Annotated in this window: 24 protein-coding genes; 13 read left to right on the top strand and 11 right to left on the bottom strand. The window is 37.0% G+C overall.

From position 1 onward, the window contains the following. Nucleotides 1-10: 10 nt before the first annotated feature. The 7 genes from AC2A07_RS06050 to tssO (AC2A07_RS06020) all read right to left on the bottom strand — a co-directional run bounded on the left by AC2A07_RS06050 (nucleotide 11) and on the right by tssO (AC2A07_RS06020) (nucleotide 9,442). Nucleotides 11-1,258 carry an SH3 domain-containing protein gene (locus AC2A07_RS06050; protein ID WP_484049674.1) on the bottom strand — a complete coding sequence of 416 codons (1,248 nt, stop codon included), beginning with the start codon at nucleotides 1,256-1,258 and terminating at the stop codon, nucleotides 11-13. Beyond that, nucleotides 1,251-4,355, bottom strand: coding sequence for a DUF5675 family protein (locus AC2A07_RS06045; protein WP_484049673.1), 3,105 nt, complete (start codon nucleotides 4,353-4,355; stop codon nucleotides 1,251-1,253). The genes AC2A07_RS06050 and AC2A07_RS06045 overlap by 8 nt, the downstream gene beginning before the upstream one ends. Nucleotides 4,356-4,371: 16 nt before the next feature. Beyond that, complete coding sequence (locus tag AC2A07_RS06040; RefSeq protein WP_314494267.1) at nucleotides 4,372-4,875, bottom strand: PAAR-like protein; 504 nt, start codon at nucleotides 4,873-4,875, stop codon at nucleotides 4,372-4,374. A gap of 92 nt (nucleotides 4,876-4,967) precedes the next feature. Next, nucleotides 4,968-7,367, bottom strand: a complete 2,400-nt coding sequence (gene tssR / locus AC2A07_RS06035) for a type VI secretion system protein TssR domain-containing protein (protein ID WP_484049672.1) — start codon at nucleotides 7,365-7,367, stop codon at nucleotides 4,968-4,970. 54 nt (nucleotides 7,368-7,421) lie between these two features. After that, entirely contained in the window at nucleotides 7,422-8,330 is a 909-nt protein-coding gene (locus AC2A07_RS06030) for a PKD domain-containing protein (RefSeq protein WP_314494272.1), read from the bottom strand. A 38-nt stretch (nucleotides 8,331-8,368) separates the two neighbouring features. Then, nucleotides 8,369-8,887 (bottom strand): type VI secretion system TssO, encoded by a 519-nt coding sequence (gene tssO / locus AC2A07_RS06025; RefSeq protein WP_314494274.1) that lies wholly within the window; start codon nucleotides 8,885-8,887, stop codon nucleotides 8,369-8,371. A 21-nt stretch (nucleotides 8,888-8,908) separates the two neighbouring features. Further along, entirely contained in the window at nucleotides 8,909-9,442 is a 534-nt protein-coding gene (gene tssO / locus AC2A07_RS06020; protein ID WP_314494276.1) for a type VI secretion system TssO, read from the bottom strand. A gap of 179 nt (nucleotides 9,443-9,621) precedes the next feature. On the opposite strand from tssO (AC2A07_RS06020), the gene AC2A07_RS06015 reads away from it, so the two are divergent. The 8 genes from AC2A07_RS06015 to AC2A07_RS05980 all read left to right on the top strand — a co-directional run bounded on the left by AC2A07_RS06015 (nucleotide 9,622) and on the right by AC2A07_RS05980 (nucleotide 16,776). Next, on the top strand, nucleotides 9,622-10,293 hold the full coding sequence (locus AC2A07_RS06015) for a response regulator transcription factor (protein ID WP_314494278.1): 672 nt from the start codon (nucleotides 9,622-9,624) through the stop codon (nucleotides 10,291-10,293). 138 nt (nucleotides 10,294-10,431) lie between these two features. Beyond that, nucleotides 10,432-10,722 carry an HU family DNA-binding protein gene (locus AC2A07_RS06010; RefSeq protein WP_034674127.1) on the top strand — a complete coding sequence of 97 codons (291 nt, stop codon included), beginning with the start codon at nucleotides 10,432-10,434 and terminating at the stop codon, nucleotides 10,720-10,722. A gap of 352 nt (nucleotides 10,723-11,074) precedes the next feature. Continuing rightward, nucleotides 11,075-12,634: an Rne/Rng family ribonuclease gene (locus tag AC2A07_RS06005; RefSeq protein ID WP_484049671.1), complete on the top strand. Its 1,560-nt coding sequence runs from the start codon at nucleotides 11,075-11,077 to the stop codon at nucleotides 12,632-12,634. Nucleotides 12,635-12,866: 232 nt separating this feature from the next. Next, the gene (locus AC2A07_RS06000) at nucleotides 12,867-13,496 is read left to right on the top strand and encodes an NUDIX hydrolase (RefSeq protein WP_484049670.1); all 630 of its coding nucleotides are present in this window, start codon (nucleotides 12,867-12,869) and stop codon (nucleotides 13,494-13,496) included. 28 nt (nucleotides 13,497-13,524) lie between these two features. Then, a complete protein-coding gene (locus tag AC2A07_RS05995) occupies nucleotides 13,525-14,325 on the top strand; it encodes a lysophospholipid acyltransferase family protein (RefSeq protein WP_314494290.1) in 801 nt (266 codons plus the stop codon). A 13-nt stretch (nucleotides 14,326-14,338) separates the two neighbouring features. Beyond that, complete coding sequence (locus tag AC2A07_RS05990; RefSeq protein WP_484049669.1) at nucleotides 14,339-14,776, top strand: hypothetical protein; 438 nt, start codon at nucleotides 14,339-14,341, stop codon at nucleotides 14,774-14,776. A 5-nt stretch (nucleotides 14,777-14,781) separates the two neighbouring features. Then, entirely contained in the window at nucleotides 14,782-16,119 is a 1,338-nt protein-coding gene (locus AC2A07_RS05985) for a UDP-N-acetylmuramate--L-alanine ligase (protein ID WP_484049668.1), read from the top strand. Between the two features lie 156 nt (nucleotides 16,120-16,275). After that, on the top strand, nucleotides 16,276-16,776 hold the full coding sequence (locus AC2A07_RS05980; protein ID WP_484049667.1) for a hypothetical protein: 501 nt from the start codon (nucleotides 16,276-16,278) through the stop codon (nucleotides 16,774-16,776). Nucleotides 16,777-16,859: 83 nt separating this feature from the next. Here the strand turns inward: AC2A07_RS05980 and AC2A07_RS05975 are convergent, their stop codons facing one another. Together AC2A07_RS05975 and AC2A07_RS05970 are read right to left on the bottom strand one after the other, a co-directional pair. Further along, nucleotides 16,860-17,732 (bottom strand): aldo/keto reductase, encoded by an 873-nt coding sequence (locus AC2A07_RS05975; protein WP_484049666.1) that lies wholly within the window; start codon nucleotides 17,730-17,732, stop codon nucleotides 16,860-16,862. A gap of 150 nt (nucleotides 17,733-17,882) precedes the next feature. Then, nucleotides 17,883-18,791, bottom strand: a complete 909-nt coding sequence (locus tag AC2A07_RS05970; protein ID WP_484049665.1) for a LysR family transcriptional regulator — start codon at nucleotides 18,789-18,791, stop codon at nucleotides 17,883-17,885. 280 nt (nucleotides 18,792-19,071) lie between these two features. Between AC2A07_RS05970 and AC2A07_RS05965 the strand changes: the two genes are divergently transcribed. The 4 genes from AC2A07_RS05965 (at nucleotide 19,072) to AC2A07_RS05950 (ending at nucleotide 21,479) form a co-directional block, all read left to right on the top strand. Beyond that, nucleotides 19,072-19,689, top strand: a complete 618-nt coding sequence (locus AC2A07_RS05965; RefSeq protein ID WP_484049664.1) for an NAD(P)H-dependent oxidoreductase — start codon at nucleotides 19,072-19,074, stop codon at nucleotides 19,687-19,689. Continuing rightward, the gene (locus AC2A07_RS05960) at nucleotides 19,686-20,570 is read left to right on the top strand and encodes an NAD-dependent epimerase/dehydratase family protein (protein WP_484049663.1); all 885 of its coding nucleotides are present in this window, start codon (nucleotides 19,686-19,688) and stop codon (nucleotides 20,568-20,570) included. Before AC2A07_RS05965 ends, AC2A07_RS05960 begins: the two co-directional genes overlap by 4 nt. An 8-nt stretch (nucleotides 20,571-20,578) precedes the next feature. Continuing rightward, nucleotides 20,579-20,866, top strand: a complete 288-nt coding sequence (locus AC2A07_RS05955; protein ID WP_484049662.1) for a putative quinol monooxygenase — start codon at nucleotides 20,579-20,581, stop codon at nucleotides 20,864-20,866. Nucleotides 20,867-20,969: 103 nt separating this feature from the next. After that, entirely contained in the window at nucleotides 20,970-21,479 is a 510-nt protein-coding gene (locus AC2A07_RS05950; RefSeq protein WP_484049661.1) for a PPC domain-containing DNA-binding protein, read from the top strand. 47 nt (nucleotides 21,480-21,526) lie between these two features. On the opposite strand, the gene AC2A07_RS05945 is transcribed toward AC2A07_RS05950, so the two are convergent. Beyond that, the gene (locus AC2A07_RS05945) at nucleotides 21,527-21,970 is read right to left on the bottom strand and encodes a carboxymuconolactone decarboxylase family protein (RefSeq protein ID WP_484049660.1); all 444 of its coding nucleotides are present in this window, start codon (nucleotides 21,968-21,970) and stop codon (nucleotides 21,527-21,529) included. A gap of 65 nt (nucleotides 21,971-22,035) precedes the next feature. Continuing rightward, a complete protein-coding gene (locus AC2A07_RS05940; protein WP_484049659.1) occupies nucleotides 22,036-22,608 on the bottom strand; it encodes a Crp/Fnr family transcriptional regulator in 573 nt (190 codons plus the stop codon). A gap of 64 nt (nucleotides 22,609-22,672) precedes the next feature. Between AC2A07_RS05940 and AC2A07_RS05935 the strand changes: the two genes are divergently transcribed. Further along, nucleotides 22,673-23,038 carry a DUF1304 domain-containing protein gene (locus AC2A07_RS05935; protein ID WP_484049658.1) on the top strand — a complete coding sequence of 122 codons (366 nt, stop codon included), beginning with the start codon at nucleotides 22,673-22,675 and terminating at the stop codon, nucleotides 23,036-23,038. Nucleotides 23,039-23,062: the final 24 nt, after the last annotated feature.

Here is a 23,062-nt window from a genome sequence, read left to right as displayed (position 1 = left end):
TTATTTGTTTTTATGATTCTGAATTTTTTATTCTGGTTTTATGGACAAACCCTTTATTTCCTTTATCTGTTTTTATATAAAACCAGTCTCCTGATGTATTGATTACATGAACACGCTCCCCCGAATTTATTTTCTGTAAGATCTGTGATGACGTGTTTTTTTCTTTTCTAAGATTGGTGTAACCATCGGGATCCTGAACGAAATATCCAGCAGTGTCAGCATTCATATTCTCTATCCTGCATTTCTTATTTCTCTCGTTCTCCGCCGGAATCTGATTAATTTTTCCTGACCATCCTGATTTAGTAATATCTATATTCTGAGAAACATCACAAATATATTTCACGGCATTTGCTGAAAGATCCAACATTGTTTTATAAACAATTTTCTTTAAGAACCATGAATTATTTTCCGGTACGAGGATCATCTCTTTTTCATCGTATCCTCTGTCAGGAAATGAAGTTTTTATCGATAGACCTTTACCATGAGAAAGTTTAGAGATATCACTGATAATATGACCTCCGTCTTCTGAAAAATTCGTGGTCTCCAAAACCAATTGGTAATTTCCTTTTTTATCACCCAGGAAAACAAAAAAATCATTTCCTCTGTAAGCTTTGCTGCTTACCATACGATCTGAAACTCCGTCATTATTGACATCAAATGATTTAATAAAAAAATCATCATTATTTTCATAGGTGCTGAATGTACTTCTTTTTTTTTCCGGAGAAAAATTTTCACCTGAAATCTCAGCAATAATATTTTGCTTTTCTTCATTCAGATGTCTGGCAAAAACTTCATCATACTTAAAAGCAGGACCTGAGGTAAGAAAAGACAGAACATGCTTAGCTTTTTGACCATCAAGATCATTAATGATCTGGTACCTGTCATTTTTCTTGATGTAATCTACCGTCTGATTCTTAAAATAATTTACGGCATCCGCTTCCCATTTCCCGTTTTCTGCTATAGAAATAATTCCCTTTTCATATTTTCGGTACTGCGGTTTTTCCAGAAGGGAAAACCAGTATTTTATATATTGTTCAGAGTTTTTATACAACTTTTCAGGAGCCTGTCTGGTATCATTCCAGCCAAAAGTACCCTTGAATGAAACAAAGTCTTTTGGGAAATTTTCTAAAAATTCCTTTTCATTTTTTTCTGAAAATGAATTCTGTATTACAGTTTCCTTATTTGCAGTATTCTTTTCCTGTGAGGGACTGTTACAGGAAATCAAAACGGCAAAAAATATGCTCAGCAGTTTATTCATAAGCTTCTGTTATAATAATTTGCGCACCCTCAATACCTTTCTCTTCAACGTAGTCAAAGATTTCTTTCAGTTTATCCCTGCTTCCTCCCACAGAATCGGTTGACTTGGTTCCTCCGGGAAGCAGGCAGCCTTCAGTATCGGCAGCAGTATTTCCTGAATGAATTAAGATAGCCCTGCTGACTGATACAACATCATTAGAGAGTTTTAAAGCTTTAGCGAATTTAGTACCTGAATGCCACTCCAGTTTGTAAGTACCGATCGGTACCCTCTGCTCCATTCCGGAAACCGTAGTATCCGGCCCTTTTTCTTCCAGAATATATCCGGAAACAGTCGAACCGTCTATTGTAAACTCACCAATGGTCGATTTATCCGTCTGCCATTTTCTTGTAAGTCTTATGATGGCTGCATCTGATGAAGTTGCAGTGGTATTTGCACAGTCTTCAGGATAACCGAATATTTTTTTAATTTCTTTCAGGTAGTCTCTTCTCTCCTGTCTTCCGTTTCCTCCACCGTTAACCAACCAGCTGATGGTATCGACATAATCTTTATCGGCAAGAAGGTTCATATTGATGCTCGCATACGTTTCAGTTCCGTCAGGAGTCGAAACCTGCGCTTTCGGAAATTTTTTACCTACAGATTTATCATACTGACTGTATGATGTATCCGGCACTGTCCATTCTGTACCACTATTCAAAACTTTCCCCTGAGTCCAGAACCAGCCTGCCGAATCAACTGCCAGATCAAGTTCTGTGGCTACTCTGAGAGGGCTTGCAACTACATCTTCCCCCGAATAAGCTTTATATTTTTTGTAATTATTCTTCCAGGTAAGCTGCATAAGCCCTTTACCCTTATATTTTTCTCCGTCTCCTACAGCAGTGTTCCCGTTTTTAGAAGCATCTGCATGGCGCCCCGGATCATATTTTGCCCCATTGGCAAATTCTAATGTAGTCGTGAATTTAGCACTTTCATGATAAACCTGGGCAAGAAAATGAATCTTCCGGATACAGGTATTGATCTCATATTCTTTGAATTTTTCATTTATTTTAGCTAAGAAGCTTGCATTGGTTTTATCATCCAGGTTACAGTTATCTGCATAAAACAATCCGGTTGTATTGGATATCCCTTCTGATTCTCTCAGCTTTTTGAGGATAGATTCAAATTCTGTGATGGTAATATCCCGATTACAGAAACAATTTTTTCCTACAACAAAATAAGCTCCGTCCGCTTTCAGAAACTCTTTATCATGTTGCTTCTGTCCCTGGGCTTTTGCCTGAAGGTATAAGAGTTCTTTTTCTTTTTTATATAATTTAAAGGTAATGGTGTCATCTTTCCGGTAACTTTTTATTTCAAGTGTCTTGACGATATCGTCAACGTAAGCACTTTTACCGGCTGCTATTTTTTGATTGGCCGCATTTCCATTTTTAGCATTTCTGAGAATTGTTTCCGCTACCGTTTTTTTAGAATTTTCGTCAGTTACATTATTCGGACCTCCAAATTTATAGGTGTATTCACCGTCTTCTTTTCCTTTGGATATTTTTTCTTTCCACTGTTTCAGTTCATCATCAGATTTGGGTCTCAGGATGATTGGAATTTTCACCATTCCGGAATCAACAGTACCTTTAAATTCTGTCTTTTCTGTTCCCTGGACTTCTCCGGCCGGTGCCGTCTGTTCCATTTGTGCTTCAGTGATCTCCAATGCCTGAAGTACTGCATTCGGGGAACCTTTTATAAGCCCGTCTTTTTCTTTGATGATAATGGTCGCCTGCTTGCCGTTGAGACCTGATGTTTTTGCTACCAGGTACATTTTTGTATCCAGTGGAGCACTGTTTATTTTTGTGAATTCTACGCCCAGTTTAAAAGTCTGGATCGTCACTTTATCACCTCTGTTATAAACATCTTTAGTCAGCCCCTGCTTGATGGCGTCTAAAGTAGTATACTCTTTTTTATCACTCAAAGCTTTTACTCCGGGTTTATCCAGAATAATTTGTGCAACTCTGGCCTTTTCAGCATCTGTCGAGGTTTTGTTTCCGTTGCTTCCCACGGTATATTCGAACGTTCCTGCTGCTTCTCCCGTTTTTTTTACATATTCTTTTTTAGCGAAATAGGCATCTAAAAGATCTTCAACTCCTGAATCCTGGACAACACTTACGGTTCTGCCGCCTGCAGGCTGCTGTGCGGGAGCCTGTGCAGGAGTAATCGTCCCCTTGGATTCTGCCCAGTCCCAAAGCTCTTTCACATAATCTCTGACATTATCAACAATACCTTTTTCCTCTTTTTGTGACTGAGGCTTTTCAGCTGCAGGCGAATTTGCTGCTCTGGCAGGTGCATTTCCCGATGGAGCGGGTGCACGCTGAGCAGGAGCAGGGTTAGCCACAGGTTGCTGTGGTCTCGGTTGGGAATTCGGGACAGGCGTACGCAGAGGATTGTTTACATTCACATTTTCAGTCGCATGTTTTCTGTCCTGAAAATATTCCACTGTGACATAAAATTCAAGCTGCTGAGGATTCGTTTCTCCCTGCATCGCTTTTTGCATCAATGCCCGGGTTAACATAAATTCCGCTACGGCAACTCCACCTGAATCAACGGTTGCTTCTTTTGTCTCAATTAAAAGATTTCCGGCATCATGACCATTGCCTGATGCATCATCCTCCCAAAGAGAAAATTTCAGTTTTTGACCTGTCAGGTTCACGCACTGTGCTCTGGCACGCATCTTTTCTGTAAAACTGAATACTGTTCCCGGTGAATCATCGACATATTGAAGTTCAACTTTATTAATTTTCGGAACTTCTACAGGTTGAGGCGAAATTTCAATGGATGACGGTCCGTCTCCCTCGGATTCATAAAGATAAGCCTCCAGGCGGTAAGTGTTTTTTTGAGCTACCTCACCGAATGTGAAAGTCCCTGAACCTGTTTTCTTAATATTGGTCGTAGTAAACCTTCCGTTGGTACGTTTTTTAAACAGTTCCCAGGTTACTCCCGCAGGATTCCGCTGTGATTGCGGTGTCGCAGGATACCAGTCTGTAATACTGTATGTGGTTTCCTCTCCTACTTTTGGAGAAGAATTTCCGGATATTCTTGAAACTCCTCTTTTTGACATTGCAGAAATTTTTAATTTAATATGCGTCTAATTCGCTTTCAAAAACTGTTTCTTTAAAGTCATTCACATCCACAAGAGGATTCATATGCCTGATGATTTTCTCATCGGCATTTTTTACATTCTGTTTACTCATTTCACCACGCTGACCATGATCTTTGATGGTAATTTTACCTCCGACAGTACATTGCAATTCAGAAACTTCCGTCACCGCTTTTTTACCCATGACCAAAACTTTATCATAGGTTTTCTGCCATTTTCCGGCTGGAGCATAGGAACAGGGAAGGTATCCGCCGGAGCTTGGTTTAAGCTTGCATTTCCCGAAACTCGGGCCCGGAGGGTTGAACTGAAGATCATCTTCTGTCACGGCAAGATAATCTGCGCTGCCCGCTGCATCATTCCAATAATGTTTTTGATGAACGGTCACTTTAAGCTGTGGGAACTGATCACCCTGATTACACTGGCACTTCCCTTTCTGTACGACGAAATGCTTGCCGTCATGAGATGATGATTGCTCTGACATATTTGTGATGTTTGGTACTCAAAGATAACGAAAAGTTACTTAACATAAAAAAAATGGAAAATATATTTTCCATTTTTTTATGTTATAAGTAATTAATGTTGAGTATATTCCGGCTCTTCTACAGGTAATGCAGATGGCATGAAATATTCATTTAGCCAGTAAAATTCCTGTCCGTTCTGCTCAATCTTTACTGCCGGATTTTTCCTGTGGGTAAGCATTCTTTCCGCTAGTACTTTGTAAGATTTAAAATAAGACTTAGCTTCTTCATTGGTAATAATCTTTGATTTTTTCCAGCCTTTCAATTTAAACTTAGACATCTTTTCTTCATCAGAATTATTAAAACCTGTACTGATTCCTACCGCATAGGACATAGGCTGCTCATAAAGCTCGCTTTTATCTAAAAATTTCAGGGTCGGGTTATATTTTTTGAGAAGTTTCACATATTCTTTCAATGCTCTTGACTGTTTAAAATCAGTTCTGGCAGCACCCGTATTTTCGTATACTTCAGAATAAAATGCTTTAAGCTGATCAAATTCTGCTTCAGAAATCAAGATTCCTTTTTCCATTCCCGGTTTGAAATCCAGTAATTCTTTAGGAATATATCCTTTCACCAAAAATGGATTTCCATAATTGATTAACTGTGCTGCAATACCGTAAGGAACAGGATTTGTTACTCCCGGATACATATATTTATATTTGAAATCAACTTCGGTTCTTCCGGCTCCAACTGAACTGTGAAATTTTTCGTTGAGTGACTGATCAATCTTCATGTTGTCTTCCGTTAACTGAACGATCAGGCTGTCTACCGCTTTTTTCAGAAACCCGGGAGTTCCTATATCACCTTTTTTTGGAAAAATAACAAAGCCCGGAGCCATACTCTGTTTTGGGAAATCCAGAGAATAGAACCCTTCATCACCTTCGATAAGATTAAAATTGTTCTTATTCAAAACATCGCTCTGATTGATTATTTTCTGCTTTTTGAGTTCGGCAACGTTTTTAGCCGTATTGGTCACGATATTTTCAGCCGTCAGAACAAAATCATTATACGTATCTGAAGAACGGGCATTTGTCTGGAACATGATCAGTTTTGCCTGCGCCTGGGTCAGTGAATTGATCACTCCATACATATTTCCGCTGCCGTTGGCAGAAGTACCTATGGTGATCACAATATTGGTTTCATCCGGAACTTCAGAAAGTAAATTTCCGGCAGCAGTCAACCCTTCATTGACAGGTTGATTTCCTCCTGTACTCTGACAGTTCATTTCATTAATCTTTACATCGATAAATTCAGTTATTTTGCTGTAATCTTTACTTAATGGTGACGGCATCACATTTTCTCCACATGGATTATTTTTATAAAGTACTACTCCATATTTAACTGAATTAAAATAAGACGGCGTTTCAAATCTCAACTGGAGATCCTGCAACAGTGACTTTACTATAGGGGTATAAGGAGCATTGGAAGCACTCACATCCAAAACAAAAACAATATTTGCTTTCCTGTTTTTTTCAATAATCTCTCTGTAACGGTCAAAGTAAATCTCATCCCCTAAAACATTGGAAACATAATTCTTACTGTAATCTAAAACGTTGGTGAAATATTTTGTCTTTACATCTCCCGAAATCGTATCGTTCAGAGACAAATTAACAGGGAAAATATTTTCAAGCGGTGTCCTTTTATCAACATCAGTAAGAAAAATTGCAGTCCTTTTATCTGCATCGGTTCCCCCCGGTGAACCTTCGTGAATTCCGTATGCAGTTTCTTTGATACCGGTTGGATTTTTCATTTTTACGGCTGAACGTTCACCCCAATGAGAAATCACATCAGAACTCACCCAGCCATAAATACCGGTACTGATACTATCCAGATCAACTGTTGATTTTTTACCTACCAAAAATCTTTTGTTATTTTCCGCCATTTTATAGACGTAAACCATCTGTCCGTTGGGAATTTTTACGTCGGCAGCCTCAATAAGACTGGGAGAGTTAAACACAATGATCGAATCATTTTTATAATATCTTTCAGAATGCTTAATCACTTCAGGGCTGTTCGGAACTACTGCAACCTTTACAGGAAACCCTGTCTTTTCGCTTTTCAGAGAACTGTTCCAGAGAAGAAGGTCAGATTCCGGAATCCAACCGTAAGTTTTGACAGATTTTGATGAAACCTTTTTCATCAGGGCATCCGGGATATACTCAGCTACTTTTACCATACCGTCCCTGTTCTTGAGAACCATAAGAGGCTCTAAAAATTTAACTTCCTTGTATGATTTTTCATCGCTTTTGTCCAGATATGCCGTATTTCTTGATCTGTCTGAGATGGCAATCCAGGGAACAGATTTTTTAGAAAAACCGTCGACAACAGGAGTTTTATCAATCTGGCCATACTGTTTGGGCTCAGGTGTTTTTCTGGACGGTAATTTTACCTGACAGCCTGTCAGCAATATCGATAAACCTATATAGTAAGCCGCTGGAGGAAATCTATTTTTCATCTTAATTTTCTTTATAGTTGATTTGGTAACCCGGAAAAAAACCGGAACGATAATTTATTTGCTTTGGTTGATTTCTACTTTTGTAACACAACTGGCTTCGTCATAGTTAAGCTTAACCGTCTGAATCACATTATTTTTATCAAACTGCAGTCCTGCACAGTAGAGATAAAAGTTATTGATCTTACTGTCACTTACCTGAACAATCGTATTTTCATTATTACATAAATATTTACTCAGCAAATAATTATAATTCATATTGAAACTGTTACCGTTGGCTATTTGCTGAAGACGGTATTTGAAATCATTATCTTTCTGCTCATAAAAATCATCTGCCGCTACCGTCTCTTCTACTTCATTGTATTCTGCGATGATTCTTATTTTATGATAAATAGGGTCTTTGTCTACATCTGTAAGCAATTCCACCACATAATCTCCCGGTTTCTTGTAAGAATATGTTGTGAGCTTGTCTTTTGAATCTATTCCGGTTCCTGTATTTTCACCAAATTTCCATGTAAACAGCTTGCCTTCTGATATTGCTCTGAAATTAACATTTTCAAACTGATACGCCTGTGTAGGTGCTTCAATAATTGTCGCTCTGGTAAGGCTGTCCTTTCTTTCAACACGTCTTGATGAGACCACAATAGGATATGTCTTGGTATACTTATCATCAATAATCAATGTCACACTGTAATAACCGGGTTTTGTAAAAAAATGATAACCCTTTTTCTTATCAGAACCATCACCGTCTGCAAAGTTCCATTTTCTCTGTTTGGCGAATGGTGTTTTATCCTCGAAATGGAGTGTATCACCTACGGTCAATGATAATGGATATACTGCTCCTACAATATCATCCGAGGAGTGAATAACTTTTTTTTGCAGCCACAAAGCAATAAGGGCAGCTAACAGCAAAGTTGCGACGACCGCAATGATGATGTTTTTCCTGTTCTTCTGAAAATAGTTCATAGTTAATTTTTGTGATGTGTTTTTGTGTTTTCGTCCTGCTATCTTGACTTTAGTGCAATATTTTTCTCAAACAGCCTCTGCTCATTGGTTTTATAACCTGTTTCACAGTTTTTTAGGGTTACTTCAAGTCTTTTAACATCTTCTGTCATATTTTTAACAGTGGTTTTATCTTCCATGTACATGATATAGAAGTCACCTATCAACGGATACCCCTCAATTCTTTCATCCGGAGTAGGAAACCTCTTTTTTGTTGACAGGATAAAATCTGTATTTTTTTCAATATCATGAATTTTCATGGCTTCAGAATTTTCAGCATCCAGGCTTGAAATTTTCATAAAAGTACTGTCAACGATTGCCTGAATATTCTTTTGCTCTGTATCAAACTTTGATTTTTGCTCCAACCTTTTTAAGGTAAGAACATCTGATGAATTGAAGGGCGATTCAAACCCATTAAGGAAAATGATCCCTAAAAAAAGCATGGCTGCTAAAAGCATGAGAATCAGATATAAAAACTGAAAACGCTTTTCCTTCTTTGATAATGTAATTTGTCCCTGCATAATCTTCGTATTTTGATAACCTTATCTTCTCCTTCTTCCGGTAAATTTCCTTGTGGGATCTACTTTAAGATCCCTCATAACTCCCTCATTCTTACCCTGACATCTCATAAGCTGACCTCTGAGAGACTCCTTATTACTGGCAACATCGATTATTTTAGTTTTAAGATCAAGCATGGGTTCAATATTTTTCAACAGGACCGCATAATGCCGCAAGTTACCGGCGCTGTCAGCTCCCATGAAACTTCGGGCATCATAAATTTCATCCGTAATTTGAGTTCTCAGCATATTATCATTCTTTACTTTATTAATGTCCAGCAGAGTCAGAAGCTGATGAATACTGTCAACTTTAATGTTCAGTACTTTACTGCGGCCTAAAAGCTGATCATACAGCTCAGCCTCATCTTCCATGCCCAGCCGCTGGGTATGGTAACTTTTAAAAAAGAAAAAAACGGTACAGAAAGATATTAATGATAAAACAGCGAAGGACAGGATAAATTTCCAAATACCTACCCTGACATCGGATTTGTTTAATTTTTTATCTCTGATTATAGACATACTTGTGATTTGATTTGGAATGTGAAAATAAATAAAATAAATACATAAACAAAATTAAATATAAAGTTTACAACATATTTTCAATTATTTAATATTAAGTTTAATTTCACAATCCGAAAGATTTTCATACTTTAGTCATCAGAATTTTATTTTATTATCACCAAATCATCAAAAATAAAATGAGTAAACTATTAACCAACACGGTTCGGTTTTCAATTGCCGACAGCGATTTTTATTTTAAAAAAATAATGGTCAAAACACTGTTGGAAAATCCTTTTAACATGCTGCTTAATGACTGCAACAACGGCCATGAGCTTATCAACAGAATCTACAGAAGACAGGAAGATGTTTTTATCATAGAGCTTTTTATGCCAGTACTGAGTGGTCTGGAAGCCATCAAGTTTATCCGGAAAAACAACGAAGAAACTCCTATTATCACCTATTCAGGGACGTACCAGGAAGACATGGCCGATATTTTAGAAAAAATACCAAATATCTATTACTGCCAGAAAAACAGCAATATCATCAAAGACCTTATCAAAGGACAGATTACATCACAGGAGTTTGATTATAAGGCTTATTCCGAAAACTGGAAACAGCAACCGCTCGCCGTTCAGGAGTACATGAACAGACAGAAAAAAAGTCAGCAGGATCTCTCTTCTACAGAAATACAACTGATGAAATTCTGTTATGAAGGCTTCAGTAACAAAGAGATAGGTGAACAGCTGAACCTGAGTACCAGAACGATTGACACTTATATTAACCGACTTACAGAAAAGCTCGGGCTTAAAACAAAACTGCACCTTATCCGCTTCTGTGTTGAAAACGGATATTATAATTCAAGTATGTAAAATGTCTTTTTACGGTGTAATACTCTACTAAATATAAAATTCTCAGCATCTTAACCGAAATATTTTCATTACTAATTTGTTACTATTCAATTTTTTTAACTAAATTTGCACACCTAAAATTTAAAATTAAAAAAGGAAATGACAAAGGCAGAATTGGTAAACACCATCTCAAATAAATTGGGAACAGAAAAGAATGAAACACAGAAAGTTGTAGAAGCTTTTATGCAGGAGATCAGGACTTCTATGTATAATGGAGACAATGTTTACTTAAGAGGTTTTGGATCTTTCATCGTTAAAACTAGAGCAGCTAAAACGGGAAGAAACATTTCTAAGAACACTGCAATAGAGATTCCTGCACATAATATCCCTGCTTTCAAACCATCAAAATCTTTTGTGGAGAAAGTAAAAACTAAAGTTGCAGTAAAATAAGAATAACAATTGAATATTAACTAGTTACACAAAAAAATTAACATTATGCCAAGCGGAAAGAAAAGAAAAAGACACAAGGTTGCAACACACAAGAGAAAGAAAAGAAGAAGAGCGAACAGACATAAGAAAAAATAATCTCAACTAGAGATTTTGTAATATAATAATATAGTTGGTGTTTATATTTTTTAATATTCACCAACTATATTTTTTGTTTGTTACCACAGGTTGAAGGAAAATTCAGAGATGAAAACTACAATTAAAATATAAACAGTTTACGTTATAAATAGTAAATTTAAAAAGTATAATACATCCTGCTGAATCTACTTTAATCTTAAAAATATCTTAAATCAAAATGAAGAAAGAACTAATAATTTCGCACGAAGATGAGCTCACCAAAATTGCTTTGCTGGAAGACGGAAGATTATGTGAACTTCATGAGGAAGAAGACAAAAATGATTTTGTAGTCGGAGATTTATTTATTGGAAAAGTAAAAAAGCTAGCTCCTAACCTTAATGCAGCATTCGTCAACATCGGCTATGATAAAGACGCCTTTTTGCATTATCAGGATCTCGGTCCCCAATATCTTACCTACAAAAAATTTTTAAAGGATACGGTTTCTAAAAAACAGAATACCTCAAGCTTAAAAAATTTCGAGTTACAACCCGAAATTGATAAAAACGGAAGCATCGACAAAGTCATCGCAAAAGAAGATGTTGTCATTTTACAGATTACCAAAGAGCCTATTTCTACAAAAGGCCCGAGAATATCTACTCAAATATCGCTTACAGGTCGTTTTTTGGTTTTAATACCTTTTGATAATAAAGTTTCAATCTCAAAAAAAATCGGCAGTTCTGAAGAAAAAATAAGACTCAGAACTTTAATTGACAGTATAAAGCCTGAAGGCTTTGGTGTTATTATCAGAACAGTCGCCGAAGGAAAAAAAGTTGCTGATCTTCACAATGACATGAATCAACTGATTCAAAAATGGGAAAATACGTTTAAGAATATCCAGAAAAATAAAGTCCCGTCTAAAGTATTAAGCGAAGATGATAAAGCCTCATCCATTTTAAGAGATAACTTCAATCAGGATTTTGTAAACGTCTTTTGTGACGATGAACAAATGGTTGAAGAAATGAAAAACTATCTGGAAGTCATTGCTCCTGAACGTAAAAATATTGTTCAGTTCTATGACTCCCATATTCCTCTCCTCGAATATTATAACGTTGAAAAGCAGCTTAAACAAAGCTTCGGAAAACACGTAAATATTCCAAGTTCAAAAGGTGCTTACCTTGTGATAGAACACACAGAAGCACTGCACGTAATTGACGTCAACTCCGGAAATAATATTACAGCCGGAAACACTGCCACAAAAGAACATGGTCTTCATGTGAACAAAATGGCAGCAACAGAGATCGCAAGACAGCTGCGTCTCCGTGATATGGGCGGTATTATCGTTGTCGATTTTATCGACATGACCAACCCCGATCACAGAAGAGATCTGTTTGAACATCTGAAAACAGAAATGAGCCGTGACAAAGCGCGCCATAAGATTCTGCCTCCAAGTAAATTTGGACTCATCCAGATTACCAGACAGAGAAACCGTCCGGAAAAGCAGATCGACATCAAAGAAGAAAACCCCAACAAAGACGGAGAAATTGTAGCCCCGATCGTAATTGTTGAGAAAATGGAAGATACCATCAGAACCATCATGCAGAAAGACAAAGGAAAACTTTACCTGCATGTACATCCTTTTGTAGAAGCTTTCCTTACAAAAGGTCTCAAAAGCATACAGATGAAATGGTTTTTGAAGTATAAAAAATGGGTCACCATTATCCCAAGGGATTCCTTCAAATATTTAGAATATAAAATCTACAATTCAAAAAAAGAAGAATTAAGCGGATATTCTAACTAAACAGACATACCAAGCCTTCAGATTTCTCCTGAAGGCTTTTTCTATTGAAAGATCAGCGTTACAGCATCAACATTTTAAAAGTGCTGAGATCACCTGCATACTGTAAAAACACAGCGTAATCAGTGAAGATAAGCAGGAAAGATATTCAGTGGAAAGTACCTGCCGTAAAATTACAGTTCATTAACATCAATTTTCTATTCTTTTTTATAAGATATATTAGTAATTTTGAGATATGGAAAGTTTTGGAAAAGATTTACTGCAAAAAATCAAAAAAGCCCAGCTCGGCGGCGCCCATGCGCACGGTGTTTTCTCTCCGCCCTTCCGCGAAGTTCTTACTCATGAACAAATTATAGAAAAAAATCCGAAATTTGCTGCCGTAAACATTGTTTTATATCTTAGAGAGAATGAGTGGTTTTTCCCATTGATTCAGCGGACAGAAAATGAACGCGACAGGCACAGCGGACAGATTTCCCTACCCGGTGGCAAACGTGAAGAATATGATCAGGATTTTGCAGAAACAGCAATCCGGGAGACTTCAGAAGAAATTGGCCTAGAGAAGCCGTATGTCAGAATCATCCGTGAGATGTCACCCATTTATATTCCGCCAAGTAATTTTTATGTATATCCTTACATCTCCTACTCCAAAAGAAATCCTGAGTTTATTTTGCAGGAGACGGAAGCGGTTGAAGTGATTGAATTCCCCATTACGTCATTTCTCAATCTTCCTCATTCACCGGAGATCATGGCATTACCGGGAGCCGGGGGAAAAGAAGTTCCAGTCATTAATTTTAACGGATACATTATCTGGGGAGCAACAGCAATGATACTCAGCGAATTCAGCCAGTTGATTAAAAAAATGTAACTTTGCAGATATTATGTTTAATTAAAAAATGGCGAAAAAGAACATATTTGCCGATTCGTTCGGCACTCCTTATTTTCTGAAAAGGTTTATCATTTTTATTCTGGGAATTATTTCTTACAGAAGATTCAATGGTTTCAATAAACTGAAAATTACTGGAACAGAAAATCTGGTGGATCTTCCTGATTCAAATGTACTTTTCGTTTCCAACCATCAGACTTATTTTGCCGATGTCGCAGCGATGTATCATGCGTTCTGCGCAGTAAATAACGGGTATTTAAATACGATCAAAAACCCTATTTATCTTCTGAACCCAAGAGTCGATTTTTACTATGTTGCAGCAGAAGAAACAATGAATAAAGGAATTCTTCCTAAAATCTTCAAAATTGCAGGTGCCGTAACCGTAAAAAGAACCTGGCGAGCAGAAGGTAAAAATGTCAACAGAATGGTCGATCTGAGTGAAATTGACAACATTATGAAAGCCCTTGACAACGGATGGGTAGCCACCTTCCCTCAAGGAACTACAGCCGCTTTTGCACAGGGTAGAAAAGGAACGGCAAAACTGATTAAAAATCAGCGCCCCATCGTTATTCCTATTAAAATAAACGGTTTCAGGAGAGCTTTTGACAAAAAAGGCCTGCGCGTGAAGGTAACAGGAGTGAAGCCTACCATGGAATTTAAAAAACCTTTAGATATCAATTACGACGAGGAAAATGCTCAACAGATTCTTTTAAAAATCATGACTGCTATAGAGCAGACAGAAGATTTCAATGTTCTTCACACGTATGACCAGGAAATCAAAGCAAAGAAATCTGAACAGCCCAATCCGTAAATTCAGAGTTATTATGAAAAAATTAATAGCATTAGTATTATTGATCATGATCACTGTATCATGCAACAGTCAGAAAATCTATTCAGATTTTGACATCAGTTATTCAAAAAGCGGCGGCTATGCACCGATTTATGAGAACCTTCTGATCAAGGGTAATGACGTTCATTATTCTTTCGAGGGACAACAGAAGAAATTCAAAACAAAATTTAAACTTACTCCCGAAGAAATTCAGAATCTGCATCAGGTTCTTGCTCAGAATAACTTCAGACATATCGCTGAGGATCATAAGAAAATCTACGACCATGTTGCAGTTTCCATCAATGTAAAGAATGGTGAAAACAGCGCCAATAAAACGGACGCCGGTATGATCATGCCTCAGTATAAGAAAAACTGGGATCAGGTTGTCAAAGTCTTTCAGGATATTATCAGTAAAAACGTAAAAAACACATAGTAAATTTGAAAACCCATTTCATTGCCATCGGTGGAAGCGCAATGCACAATTTAGCCATTGCCCTAAAAGATAAAGGATATGAAGTTTCAGGCTCAGATGATGCCATTTTTGAACCTTCGAAATCAAGACTTGAAAAAAAAGGTATCCTTCCTGAAGAACTGGGATGGTTCCCTGAGAAAATCACCCCTGATATTGATGCTGTCATTCTTGGAATGCATGCTCATCAGGACAATCCCGAACTGGCAAAAGCAAAAGAATCAGGACTAAAAATATATTCTTACCCGGAATTTTTATACCAGCAGTCTAAAAACAAAACACGCGTTGTGATCGCAGGTTCCCATGGTAAAACGACCATTACCTCAATGATTCTTCATGTTCTGAACTTCCATCAGAAAGAGGTAGATTTTATGGTCGGTGCCCAGCTGGAAGGTTTTGACTGCATGGTAAAACTTACTGAAGATAACGATTTTATGGTACTGGAAGGTGATGAATACCTTTCCTCTCCCATCGATCTGCGTTCAAAGTTCCTTCTTTACCAGTCGAATATCGCTTTAATGAGCGGAATTGCCTGGGATCATATTAATGTTTTCAAAACCTTTGATGATTACATCGAGCAGTTCAGAAGATTTGTGGCAAGCATCACACCAGGTGGACTTTTAGTATACAATGAAGAAGATCCGGAAGTGGTAAAAGTGGTAGAGAATGCTGATAATTATTTCAGAAAAATCCCTTACAAAACACCGCAATACCAACTGAATGAAGGTAAAGTTTATCTGAAAACTGAAATGGGAGATATTCCGCTTTCTGTTTTCGGTGCCCATAACCTGCTGAATCTTGAAGGGGCCAGAAATATCTGTCATCATCTTGGGATCATGGATGAAGACTTTTATGATGCTATTATGAGTTTCAAAGGGGCTTCAAAACGTCTTGAGAAAGTTGAAAGATCCGATAACGGAATTCTGTATAAAGATTTTGCACATGCTCCGAGTAAAGTGAAGGCAGCGGTCAAAGCATTCTGTGAACAGTTTAAAAATGAAAAAAAATACGGTTTCCTGGAACTGCACACCTACTCCAGTTTAAATCCGGTTTTCCTTGAACAGTATGATCATGCAATGAATGGTTTGGACGAGGCAATTGTTTTTTATTCTGAAGATGCTCTAAAAATCAAAAGAATGGAGCCTATCTCTCCGGATCTGATCAGAGAAAAATTTAAAAACGAAAATCTGAAAGTGTTTACCAATGCTGAAGAACTTCATGCCTACTGGGATTTACTTGATAAAAACCAGGGAGTGTATATGATGATGAGTTCAGGTAATTTTGGTGGATTAGATTTAACGAAGTAATTTTTCAACTATTTGAACGGGTAATTACAGGTGAAAATCCGGGTAAACTAATATTTAAATCAGTATTTTATTTTCAAAAACTCCTCTAAACATGATCATGAATTTATTGTCTAGGGAGAAAACAGATATTTAAGCGTAAAACTAAATAATTAGAAAATGAAAACCATTTTTGCAATTATATTTTCAATGTTTAGTTTGTTTTTATATTCTCAGAATGAAAAACCAAAAAGGAGTGCATATCGTTTGGAAATTGCAGCCACTGAAACCCACCAATACGAAATGGATGTAAAAGAAAGTCCGTATTTCGTAAAAGAAAAAATCCTACAGATATACTGTGGTGAAAAAATTTTTATAGAATGTGAAACTGATGCTTTGACGATAAGCAAAATGAAAGTTGTTGAAAACAATGTAAATCCTGAAAAAACCATCGTCATTGATTTTTCACAAAGTGCAGAAAACAGAAAAGATATCCGTACAGATTTATATGTGAAAAATCCCTTTTCTAAAAAGCTTATATATGATGCATCGATGTTTACTCCTATTAGCCAAAAATGGAAATCGACATCAATAATTCCTATTGATCCTAAACTCGAAAACTTTGAAATGTGGCCTCATTCAATTATTACTCTGGTTTTAGAAAATTGGAAACTGGAATAAGATAACCTCAATTTATTGCCTGTAAAAACTAAAAAACTCTTTCGGGTTATTCCGAAAGAGTTTCTTTTTATTTCAATTCACTGTTAAATATCTGCCACCGTATTCAGCATTTTTTCTTCCCATGCCGGATCTTTCGGATCAAAGAAAAATCGTTTTCCGGTATCCAGAGAACGGATGGTATTCATTTCATTTTCTGATAATTCAAAATCAAAAACATTGAAATTCTCTTCAATTCTTGAAGGCGTTACAGACTTTGGAATCACACAGAAACCTTCCTGCAGATGCCATCTCAAAATAACCTGGGCAACGGTCTTCTCATATTTTTCTGCAATATCTTTTAATTGAGCAGTATTCAGGAGTTCTTCATTTCCATTTCCAAGGGGGCTCCACGGTTGGGTGATGATTCTGTTTTCCCGATCATAGACCTGCAGTTCCTTCTGCTGAAAAACAGGATGCAGCTCAATCTGATTGACCACAGGCACAATTCCTGAATCAGCCTTTAATTCTTCCAGTTTCTCAACCGTAAAATTACAGACACCGATTGCTTTGATTTTTCCTTCATGATACAATTCTTCCATCGCTTTCCACGCTCCTTTAAAATCTCCAAAAGGCCAGTGGATAAGATACATATCAAGATAATCAAGCTGCAATCTCTCCAATGTTCTTCCAAAAGCACTTTTTGCCTTTTCATAACTGAAATCCTGAACCCAGAGTTTAGAGGTAATAAACAGTTCATCGCGTTCGATCCCGCAGTTTTTAACGGCATTTCCTACACCAATTTCATTCTGGTAAATTGACGCTGTATCAATCATCCTGTATCCGGTCATGATTGCTTTGATCACTGTATCTTCGCAGACTTTCTGATCATCAATCTGCCAGACTCCGAAACCTAAAGCAGGGATTTCTACACCATTGTTAAGTTGTATGACAGGCTGACCTGTATAAGTTTTTTTCATTTTTTTATTTTTAAAATATTGGAATTCTAACAAATTTCGGATAAAAATCTGAGATACCGGGTTTTGTTATGGTCTAAAATACATTCAGACAGCCTCTAAAATTCTTTAGAGAAAATTATGAAATTTTCCTGATTAATGGTTGGTATAGAATCAAACTTTATTTTTGCTCATCACTTTTCTGAATAAGCTTTTGATATGATTGATTTCGTTCTGATACATGGTCTGCTTTCTACATCCGAAGTACAGAGTGTTTTCTAACTTTTTTTCACCTTTCCAGACCAGTTTTACCTCTCCGTTTTCGATTTCATTTTTGCAAAGGAAATCAGGAACAACAGCCAAACCGCTTCCCCCTTTCAGACAACGGATGATTGAGTTCAGATTGGGAACAATATAATTGGGTCTGAACTGCGGTTTATGCCCGAAATTCATCAGCCAAAACTGAAAAAGATGCTCCATGTCTCCGGTTGTACCATACCACTTTTCCTGCTTTAGCCATTCTTCTATTTTCTGAAAATCTTTGGATTTTAAAACTTTATCGAAATCTACCGTATCAATATCTTTTCCGCCTACCAAAATAATCTGTTCGGAAGAAAAAGCTTCATGCAGAATATTGGGTGAAGTTCCTTTTTTAGGGGTAATAATGAGATCAAGAATGCCTTTATCCAGCTGGTCAAGCATTTCCGGGTATTGACCGAACCCGATTATCAGATTAAAATCTAAGCTGGAAACATACTGCTCCAAAGTTGTCTGAAAAGTTTCGAAGCACATTCCGACGCTTATGGTCGGCGTGTTTTTCTCTATCGATTTCTGGAAGTTTTTTTCCACCTCTTCCAATTTTGTCAATGGCTCGCCAACTGCGTTGAACAAAACTTTACCTCTTTCTGTCGGAATCATTTTCCTTCCTGTTCTGTCAAACAATTTGTATCCGACATAAGCTTCCAGTGAACTCAGATGCAGGCTCACTCCGGGCTGAGATATGAACAGGGAATCTGCTGCACCCGTTAATGTACCGGTCTTATAAATCGCTTTAAACGTTCTGTACCATTCTAAATTTACCATGATATTTATTTGTAAATCATTTATCCCATTAATTCTTCTTACTATTCATTACTCATTGCTCATTACCCATTGTCTATTACCTATTATTGATCACTTATCACCCATCATTTATCATTTATCATTCATCATTCATCACTTATCATCTATTACCCATTACCCATTACCTATTACCTATTACCCATCACCCATCAGAATAATAATACAAAAATATAAATTATATTATTTTCATAATACATCATTCATTGATAACTTTGCATATACAATTTAAATAAATACGACAATGAAAAAAGTACTGATCATCAACGGAGGACAGAATTTCGGACACTCGGGAGGAAAATATAACCAGACCATTGCAGAAAACACGGTAGAAGCATTGAAAGAATTTGAAAATACAGAAATAAAAATTTCAAATATCAGCGATGGTTATGACAGAAATAAAGAGGTTGAGAAATTTGTCTGGGCTGATTACATCATTTATCACACGCCGATATGGTGGTTTCAGCTGCCCAACGGTTTTAAAAAATATATAGACGAAGTTTTTACAGCCGGTCATGCTAAGGGAATTTATATGAATGACGGAAGATCTTCTGACAATCCTGAAATCAATTACGGAACAGGCGGAATGCTGAGTGGAAGAAAATACATGGTTACCACAAGCTGGAATGCACCGGAAACTGCGTTCACGCTTCCCGGAGAATTTTTTAATGAGACGAGTGTGGATGACGGGCCGTTATTTGGTTTTCATAGAATGAATGCTTTTGTATCACTGGAAAAAATGGAAAGTTTTCAATTTCATGATGTAGAAAAAAATGCAGAGATTGAACGTGATATGAAATTATACAGAGATCATATTGCTGAAATTTTCGCAAAAGAATTAAAACCACAGTTAGCCTCATGAAAAAGATACTGATCACAGGAATTACAGGATACATAGGCGGAACAGTTGCGAAAAAACTTGTAGACAAAAACTATCAGGTAACAGGATTGATACGCAGTAAATCTCATGCAGAACAGCTAAAAGCCTTAGGAATTGTCCCTATCATCGGAAATATCCACGATGAGGCTGTTATACAATCTGCAGTTTCTGATGTTGACGCTGTTATTCACAATGCAGATTCTGCCGATGACCCATACGCTGCAGATACAATCATCAGCAGTCTTGAAGGAACCGGAAAAACGTTTATCTTCACATCAGGTTCGGCTATTTTCGGAGGAAAAGAGAATGGAGAAAGCAGCGATTTTGTCTTTACGGAAGACTATCCTTTAAAACCAAGACTGGAAATGGCTTCACGAGTACTTATCAATCAGCATGTCCTGCAGTCAGCTGAAAAAAACATCCGGAGTATTGTTATCGTTCCCACCATGGTATACGGACAGGGCCTGGGGCTGAAAAAAGACAGTATTCAGTTACCTGCTTTAATCGATTTTTCAAAGGAAAAAGGTTTTGGTGTTTATTTTGGTAAAGGTGAAAACATCTGGTCCAATCTTCATATCGAAGACCTTGCTGATCTGTATGTTTTAGCATTAGAGAAAGCAAAACACGGTTCTATGTACTATGCTGAAAACGGTTCTTCCTCTCTCAAAAATCTTGCAGAAAATATCAGTAAAAAATATAATTTACAGCCGGCAGAATCTCTGAATGTACAGGAAGCAGTAAATCGGTTCGGAGCTGCCGGAGGTTACTTCGGATTTGCCTCCAACAGCCGGTGTAATGCAGATAAAGCCAGGACAGAACTGGGATGGAATCCAAAAAATAACTCAATTGAACAATTTATTTAAAATAAATCATGAAAATCTATCTTACAGCGATTATAAAAACAAAAGAAGAATACAGAAAGGAAGTTTTGAACATCCTTCAGAATATGGTAACAGAAACCGTAAAGGAAGAAGCCAGTGAATGCTATTCACTTCATCAGGGAATCAAAGATAAAAATGAATTTATTTTTTATGAAATCTGGAAAAATGAAGAAGGGTTATCCCGGCATAATCAACAACCTTACATTAAAGATTTCGGAGCAATTGCTAATGAAAAATTACAGGAGAAACCCCAGATTTATAAATCTCATATCCTGTAAAGAACTTATCATGTTTTCAAAATCACACAAAACGCAGAGAAGTTCTAAAAACCCAAAACACAAAATGGTGTAAATTTTTCATTGCTCTGTCAAATATGATCTCATGAAATTACGTTCAGCATTACTATTCACCCTTTTTTTCTTAAATTCTCTTCAGGCACAGGAAAAAGAAATCTGCAGATACACGAAAACACCAACGGGATACGTAATGGTTTTGCGTGAAAATGACGATGTCCTGAAACATATTGGGAAGCTTGCCGAAATTGAAAACATACCGTCAGCAAGTTTCACCGGAATCGGTTTTGCGAGCGAAGCGACTTTTGGTTTTTATGATTTTAAGGCTAAAAAATTCAATCCAAAAACTTTTAAAAAAGTAGAGATGGGCAGTCTTACGGGATCTATTGCCTGGAATGGAAAGAATCCATCAATTCATCTTCACGGAGTAGCCACTGACGAAAAGTTTGATGCTTACGGGGGTCATATTCTTTCACTCTCTGTAGGAACCGGATCTATGGAAATTTATATAACCGTCAGCAATCAAAAGCTGGATCGAGAAATAGAACAGCCCCTGAATGCCAATGTTCTTCAACTGAATTGTCCCAATAATCATTAAAAAACAGCTTTTCATTGAGAAAAGCTGCTTTCATATTCCTGAATGACTTATTTCATTACCTCAAGATGAGTACTGACCGCTATTCTGTTCCATGCATTGATGGTAATAGCAGCCATGATGATTTCGGCAATCTGAGGATCTTCAAAAACCTGTTGAGCCTTGTGATAGGTTTCTTCACTCAGCCCTTCATGACTGATCAGGGTGATCTCCTCAGTCATTGCCAGAATCACCTGTTCTTCTTCTGTGAAGAATTCTTTTGCATCTCTCCATGCATTTAAAAGGAAAATCCTTTGAGCCTTTTCCCCATATTTTAAAGCATCTTTGGTATGCATATCCAGGCAGAATGCACATCGGTTGATCTGTGAAGCTCTGATCTTGATTAATTCTTTCTGAAGAGGGTTTAATGATATATGGTGAAGGTATCCTTCCAATCCCATCATCGCTTTGTAAGCAGCTGCGTCCGTCTTTGCGATATTTAATCTTGTACTCATTTTATCTCTGTTTAAATTTCTGATACAAAGATCAGTGATTCATGCGTCAGAAATATTAAACTGGTTTAAGAACGTAATTTTGCCCTGATTTCACTTAAATATTCGGGGGTCAAACCTAAAAAAGATGCGAGCAGATATTGGGGAACCCGCTGTACAAACCACGGATAAAGGATACTGAAATGAATATAATATTCCTCTTTACTCATTTCATACATATAACGGAATCTCTTTTCAGCAGCAGCATATGCCCTTTGATACACCATTCTGAAGTACTTTTCCATAACAGGATGTTTTTCCAGTAAAAGTTCATGCGACCTGAAATCAATGGCTATGACTGTTGTATTTTCAACAGCCTGGATGTTAAACTGTGATTTTGTCTGGTGTTCAAATGCAGAATTATCAGTCAGCCACCACTTTTCAATAGCAAATTCAGTGGTTTGCTCAACTCCTTTTTCATTGATAAAATACTTTCTCAGGCAGCCATCCGCAACAAAATATTTAAATTTGCAAAGCTCACCTTCTATCATTAAATCTTCTTTTTTCTTTACCTCTCGAACCTGAAAGTAAGCAAAAATCAAAGCAAATTCTTCATCACTGATCCTGATGAATTTATCTAAATGTGCCTTGAAAATTTCCATTTTTTTAATTGAATATTCAAAATTAACTTTATTTTATTAATTTTATACTCATAAAAAATGAATTATGGAAATTGCTGCTAAAATTCTAATCGGTATCGTTGCTTTAGAACATTTATATATTCTGTGGATGGAAATGTTTGCCTGGGAAACCAAAGGAAAGGAAGTTTTCAAAGCAGCATTGCCCGCTGAACTGTTTAAATCCACAAAAGGCCTGGCCGCCAACCAGGGACTTTACAATGGATTTCTGGCCGCAGGTCTTCTATGGACTTTTTTTATTGAAGATGAAAAATGGCAGAACCATATTGCATTATTTTTTCTGGGTTGTGTCGCTGTTGCCGGAATTTACGGTGCAATTTCTGCGACCAGAAAAATCTTTTTTGTTCAGGCTTTGCCGGCAATACTGGCGATCACTGCAGTTCTGTTACAATAAGCTTCTGCTTCATTGGAAACAATA

Source organism: Chryseobacterium sp. HNCC26DJ238, from assembly GCF_057180465.1.
This window is presented reverse-complemented; position numbering and strand designations above follow the sequence as displayed.

What these genes read in the sequence shown, in the direction of transcription:
- AC2A07_RS06050 (WP_484049674.1), bottom strand. Translation starts at nt 1,258, where the DNA reads ATGAATAAACTGCTGAGCATATTTTTTGCCGTTTTGATTTCCTGTAAC.
- AC2A07_RS06045 (WP_484049673.1), bottom strand. Translation starts at nt 4,355, where the DNA reads ATGTCAAAAAGAGGAGTTTCAAGAATATCCGGAAATTCTTCTCCAAAA.
- AC2A07_RS06040 (WP_314494267.1), bottom strand. Translation starts at nt 4,875, where the DNA reads ATGTCAGAGCAATCATCATCTCATGACGGCAAGCATTTCGTCGTACAG.
- tssR (WP_484049672.1), bottom strand. Translation starts at nt 7,367, where the DNA reads ATGAAAAATAGATTTCCTCCAGCGGCTTACTATATAGGTTTATCGATA.
- AC2A07_RS06030 (WP_314494272.1), bottom strand. Translation starts at nt 8,330, where the DNA reads ATGAACTATTTTCAGAAGAACAGGAAAAACATCATCATTGCGGTCGTC.
- tssO (WP_314494274.1), bottom strand. Translation starts at nt 8,887, where the DNA reads ATGCAGGGACAAATTACATTATCAAAGAAGGAAAAGCGTTTTCAGTTT.
- tssO (WP_314494276.1), bottom strand. Translation starts at nt 9,442, where the DNA reads ATGTCTATAATCAGAGATAAAAAATTAAACAAATCCGATGTCAGGGTA.
- AC2A07_RS06015 (WP_314494278.1), top strand. Translation starts at nt 9,622, where the DNA reads ATGAGTAAACTATTAACCAACACGGTTCGGTTTTCAATTGCCGACAGC.
- AC2A07_RS06010 (WP_034674127.1), top strand. Translation starts at nt 10,432, where the DNA reads ATGACAAAGGCAGAATTGGTAAACACCATCTCAAATAAATTGGGAACA.
- AC2A07_RS06005 (WP_484049671.1), top strand. Translation starts at nt 11,075, where the DNA reads ATGAAGAAAGAACTAATAATTTCGCACGAAGATGAGCTCACCAAAATT.
- AC2A07_RS06000 (WP_484049670.1), top strand. Translation starts at nt 12,867, where the DNA reads ATGGAAAGTTTTGGAAAAGATTTACTGCAAAAAATCAAAAAAGCCCAG.
- AC2A07_RS05995 (WP_314494290.1), top strand. Translation starts at nt 13,525, where the DNA reads ATGGCGAAAAAGAACATATTTGCCGATTCGTTCGGCACTCCTTATTTT.
- AC2A07_RS05990 (WP_484049669.1), top strand. Translation starts at nt 14,339, where the DNA reads ATGAAAAAATTAATAGCATTAGTATTATTGATCATGATCACTGTATCA.
- AC2A07_RS05980 (WP_484049667.1), top strand. Translation starts at nt 16,276, where the DNA reads ATGAAAACCATTTTTGCAATTATATTTTCAATGTTTAGTTTGTTTTTA.
- AC2A07_RS05975 (WP_484049666.1), bottom strand. Translation starts at nt 17,732, where the DNA reads ATGAAAAAAACTTATACAGGTCAGCCTGTCATACAACTTAACAATGGT.
- AC2A07_RS05970 (WP_484049665.1), bottom strand. Translation starts at nt 18,791, where the DNA reads ATGGTAAATTTAGAATGGTACAGAACGTTTAAAGCGATTTATAAGACC.
- AC2A07_RS05965 (WP_484049664.1), top strand. Translation starts at nt 19,072, where the DNA reads ATGAAAAAAGTACTGATCATCAACGGAGGACAGAATTTCGGACACTCG.
- AC2A07_RS05960 (WP_484049663.1), top strand. Translation starts at nt 19,686, where the DNA reads ATGAAAAAGATACTGATCACAGGAATTACAGGATACATAGGCGGAACA.
- AC2A07_RS05955 (WP_484049662.1), top strand. Translation starts at nt 20,579, where the DNA reads ATGAAAATCTATCTTACAGCGATTATAAAAACAAAAGAAGAATACAGA.
- AC2A07_RS05950 (WP_484049661.1), top strand. Translation starts at nt 20,970, where the DNA reads ATGAAATTACGTTCAGCATTACTATTCACCCTTTTTTTCTTAAATTCT.
- AC2A07_RS05945 (WP_484049660.1), bottom strand. Translation starts at nt 21,970, where the DNA reads ATGAGTACAAGATTAAATATCGCAAAGACGGACGCAGCTGCTTACAAA.
- AC2A07_RS05940 (WP_484049659.1), bottom strand. Translation starts at nt 22,608, where the DNA reads ATGGAAATTTTCAAGGCACATTTAGATAAATTCATCAGGATCAGTGAT.
- AC2A07_RS05935 (WP_484049658.1), top strand. Translation starts at nt 22,673, where the DNA reads ATGGAAATTGCTGCTAAAATTCTAATCGGTATCGTTGCTTTAGAACAT.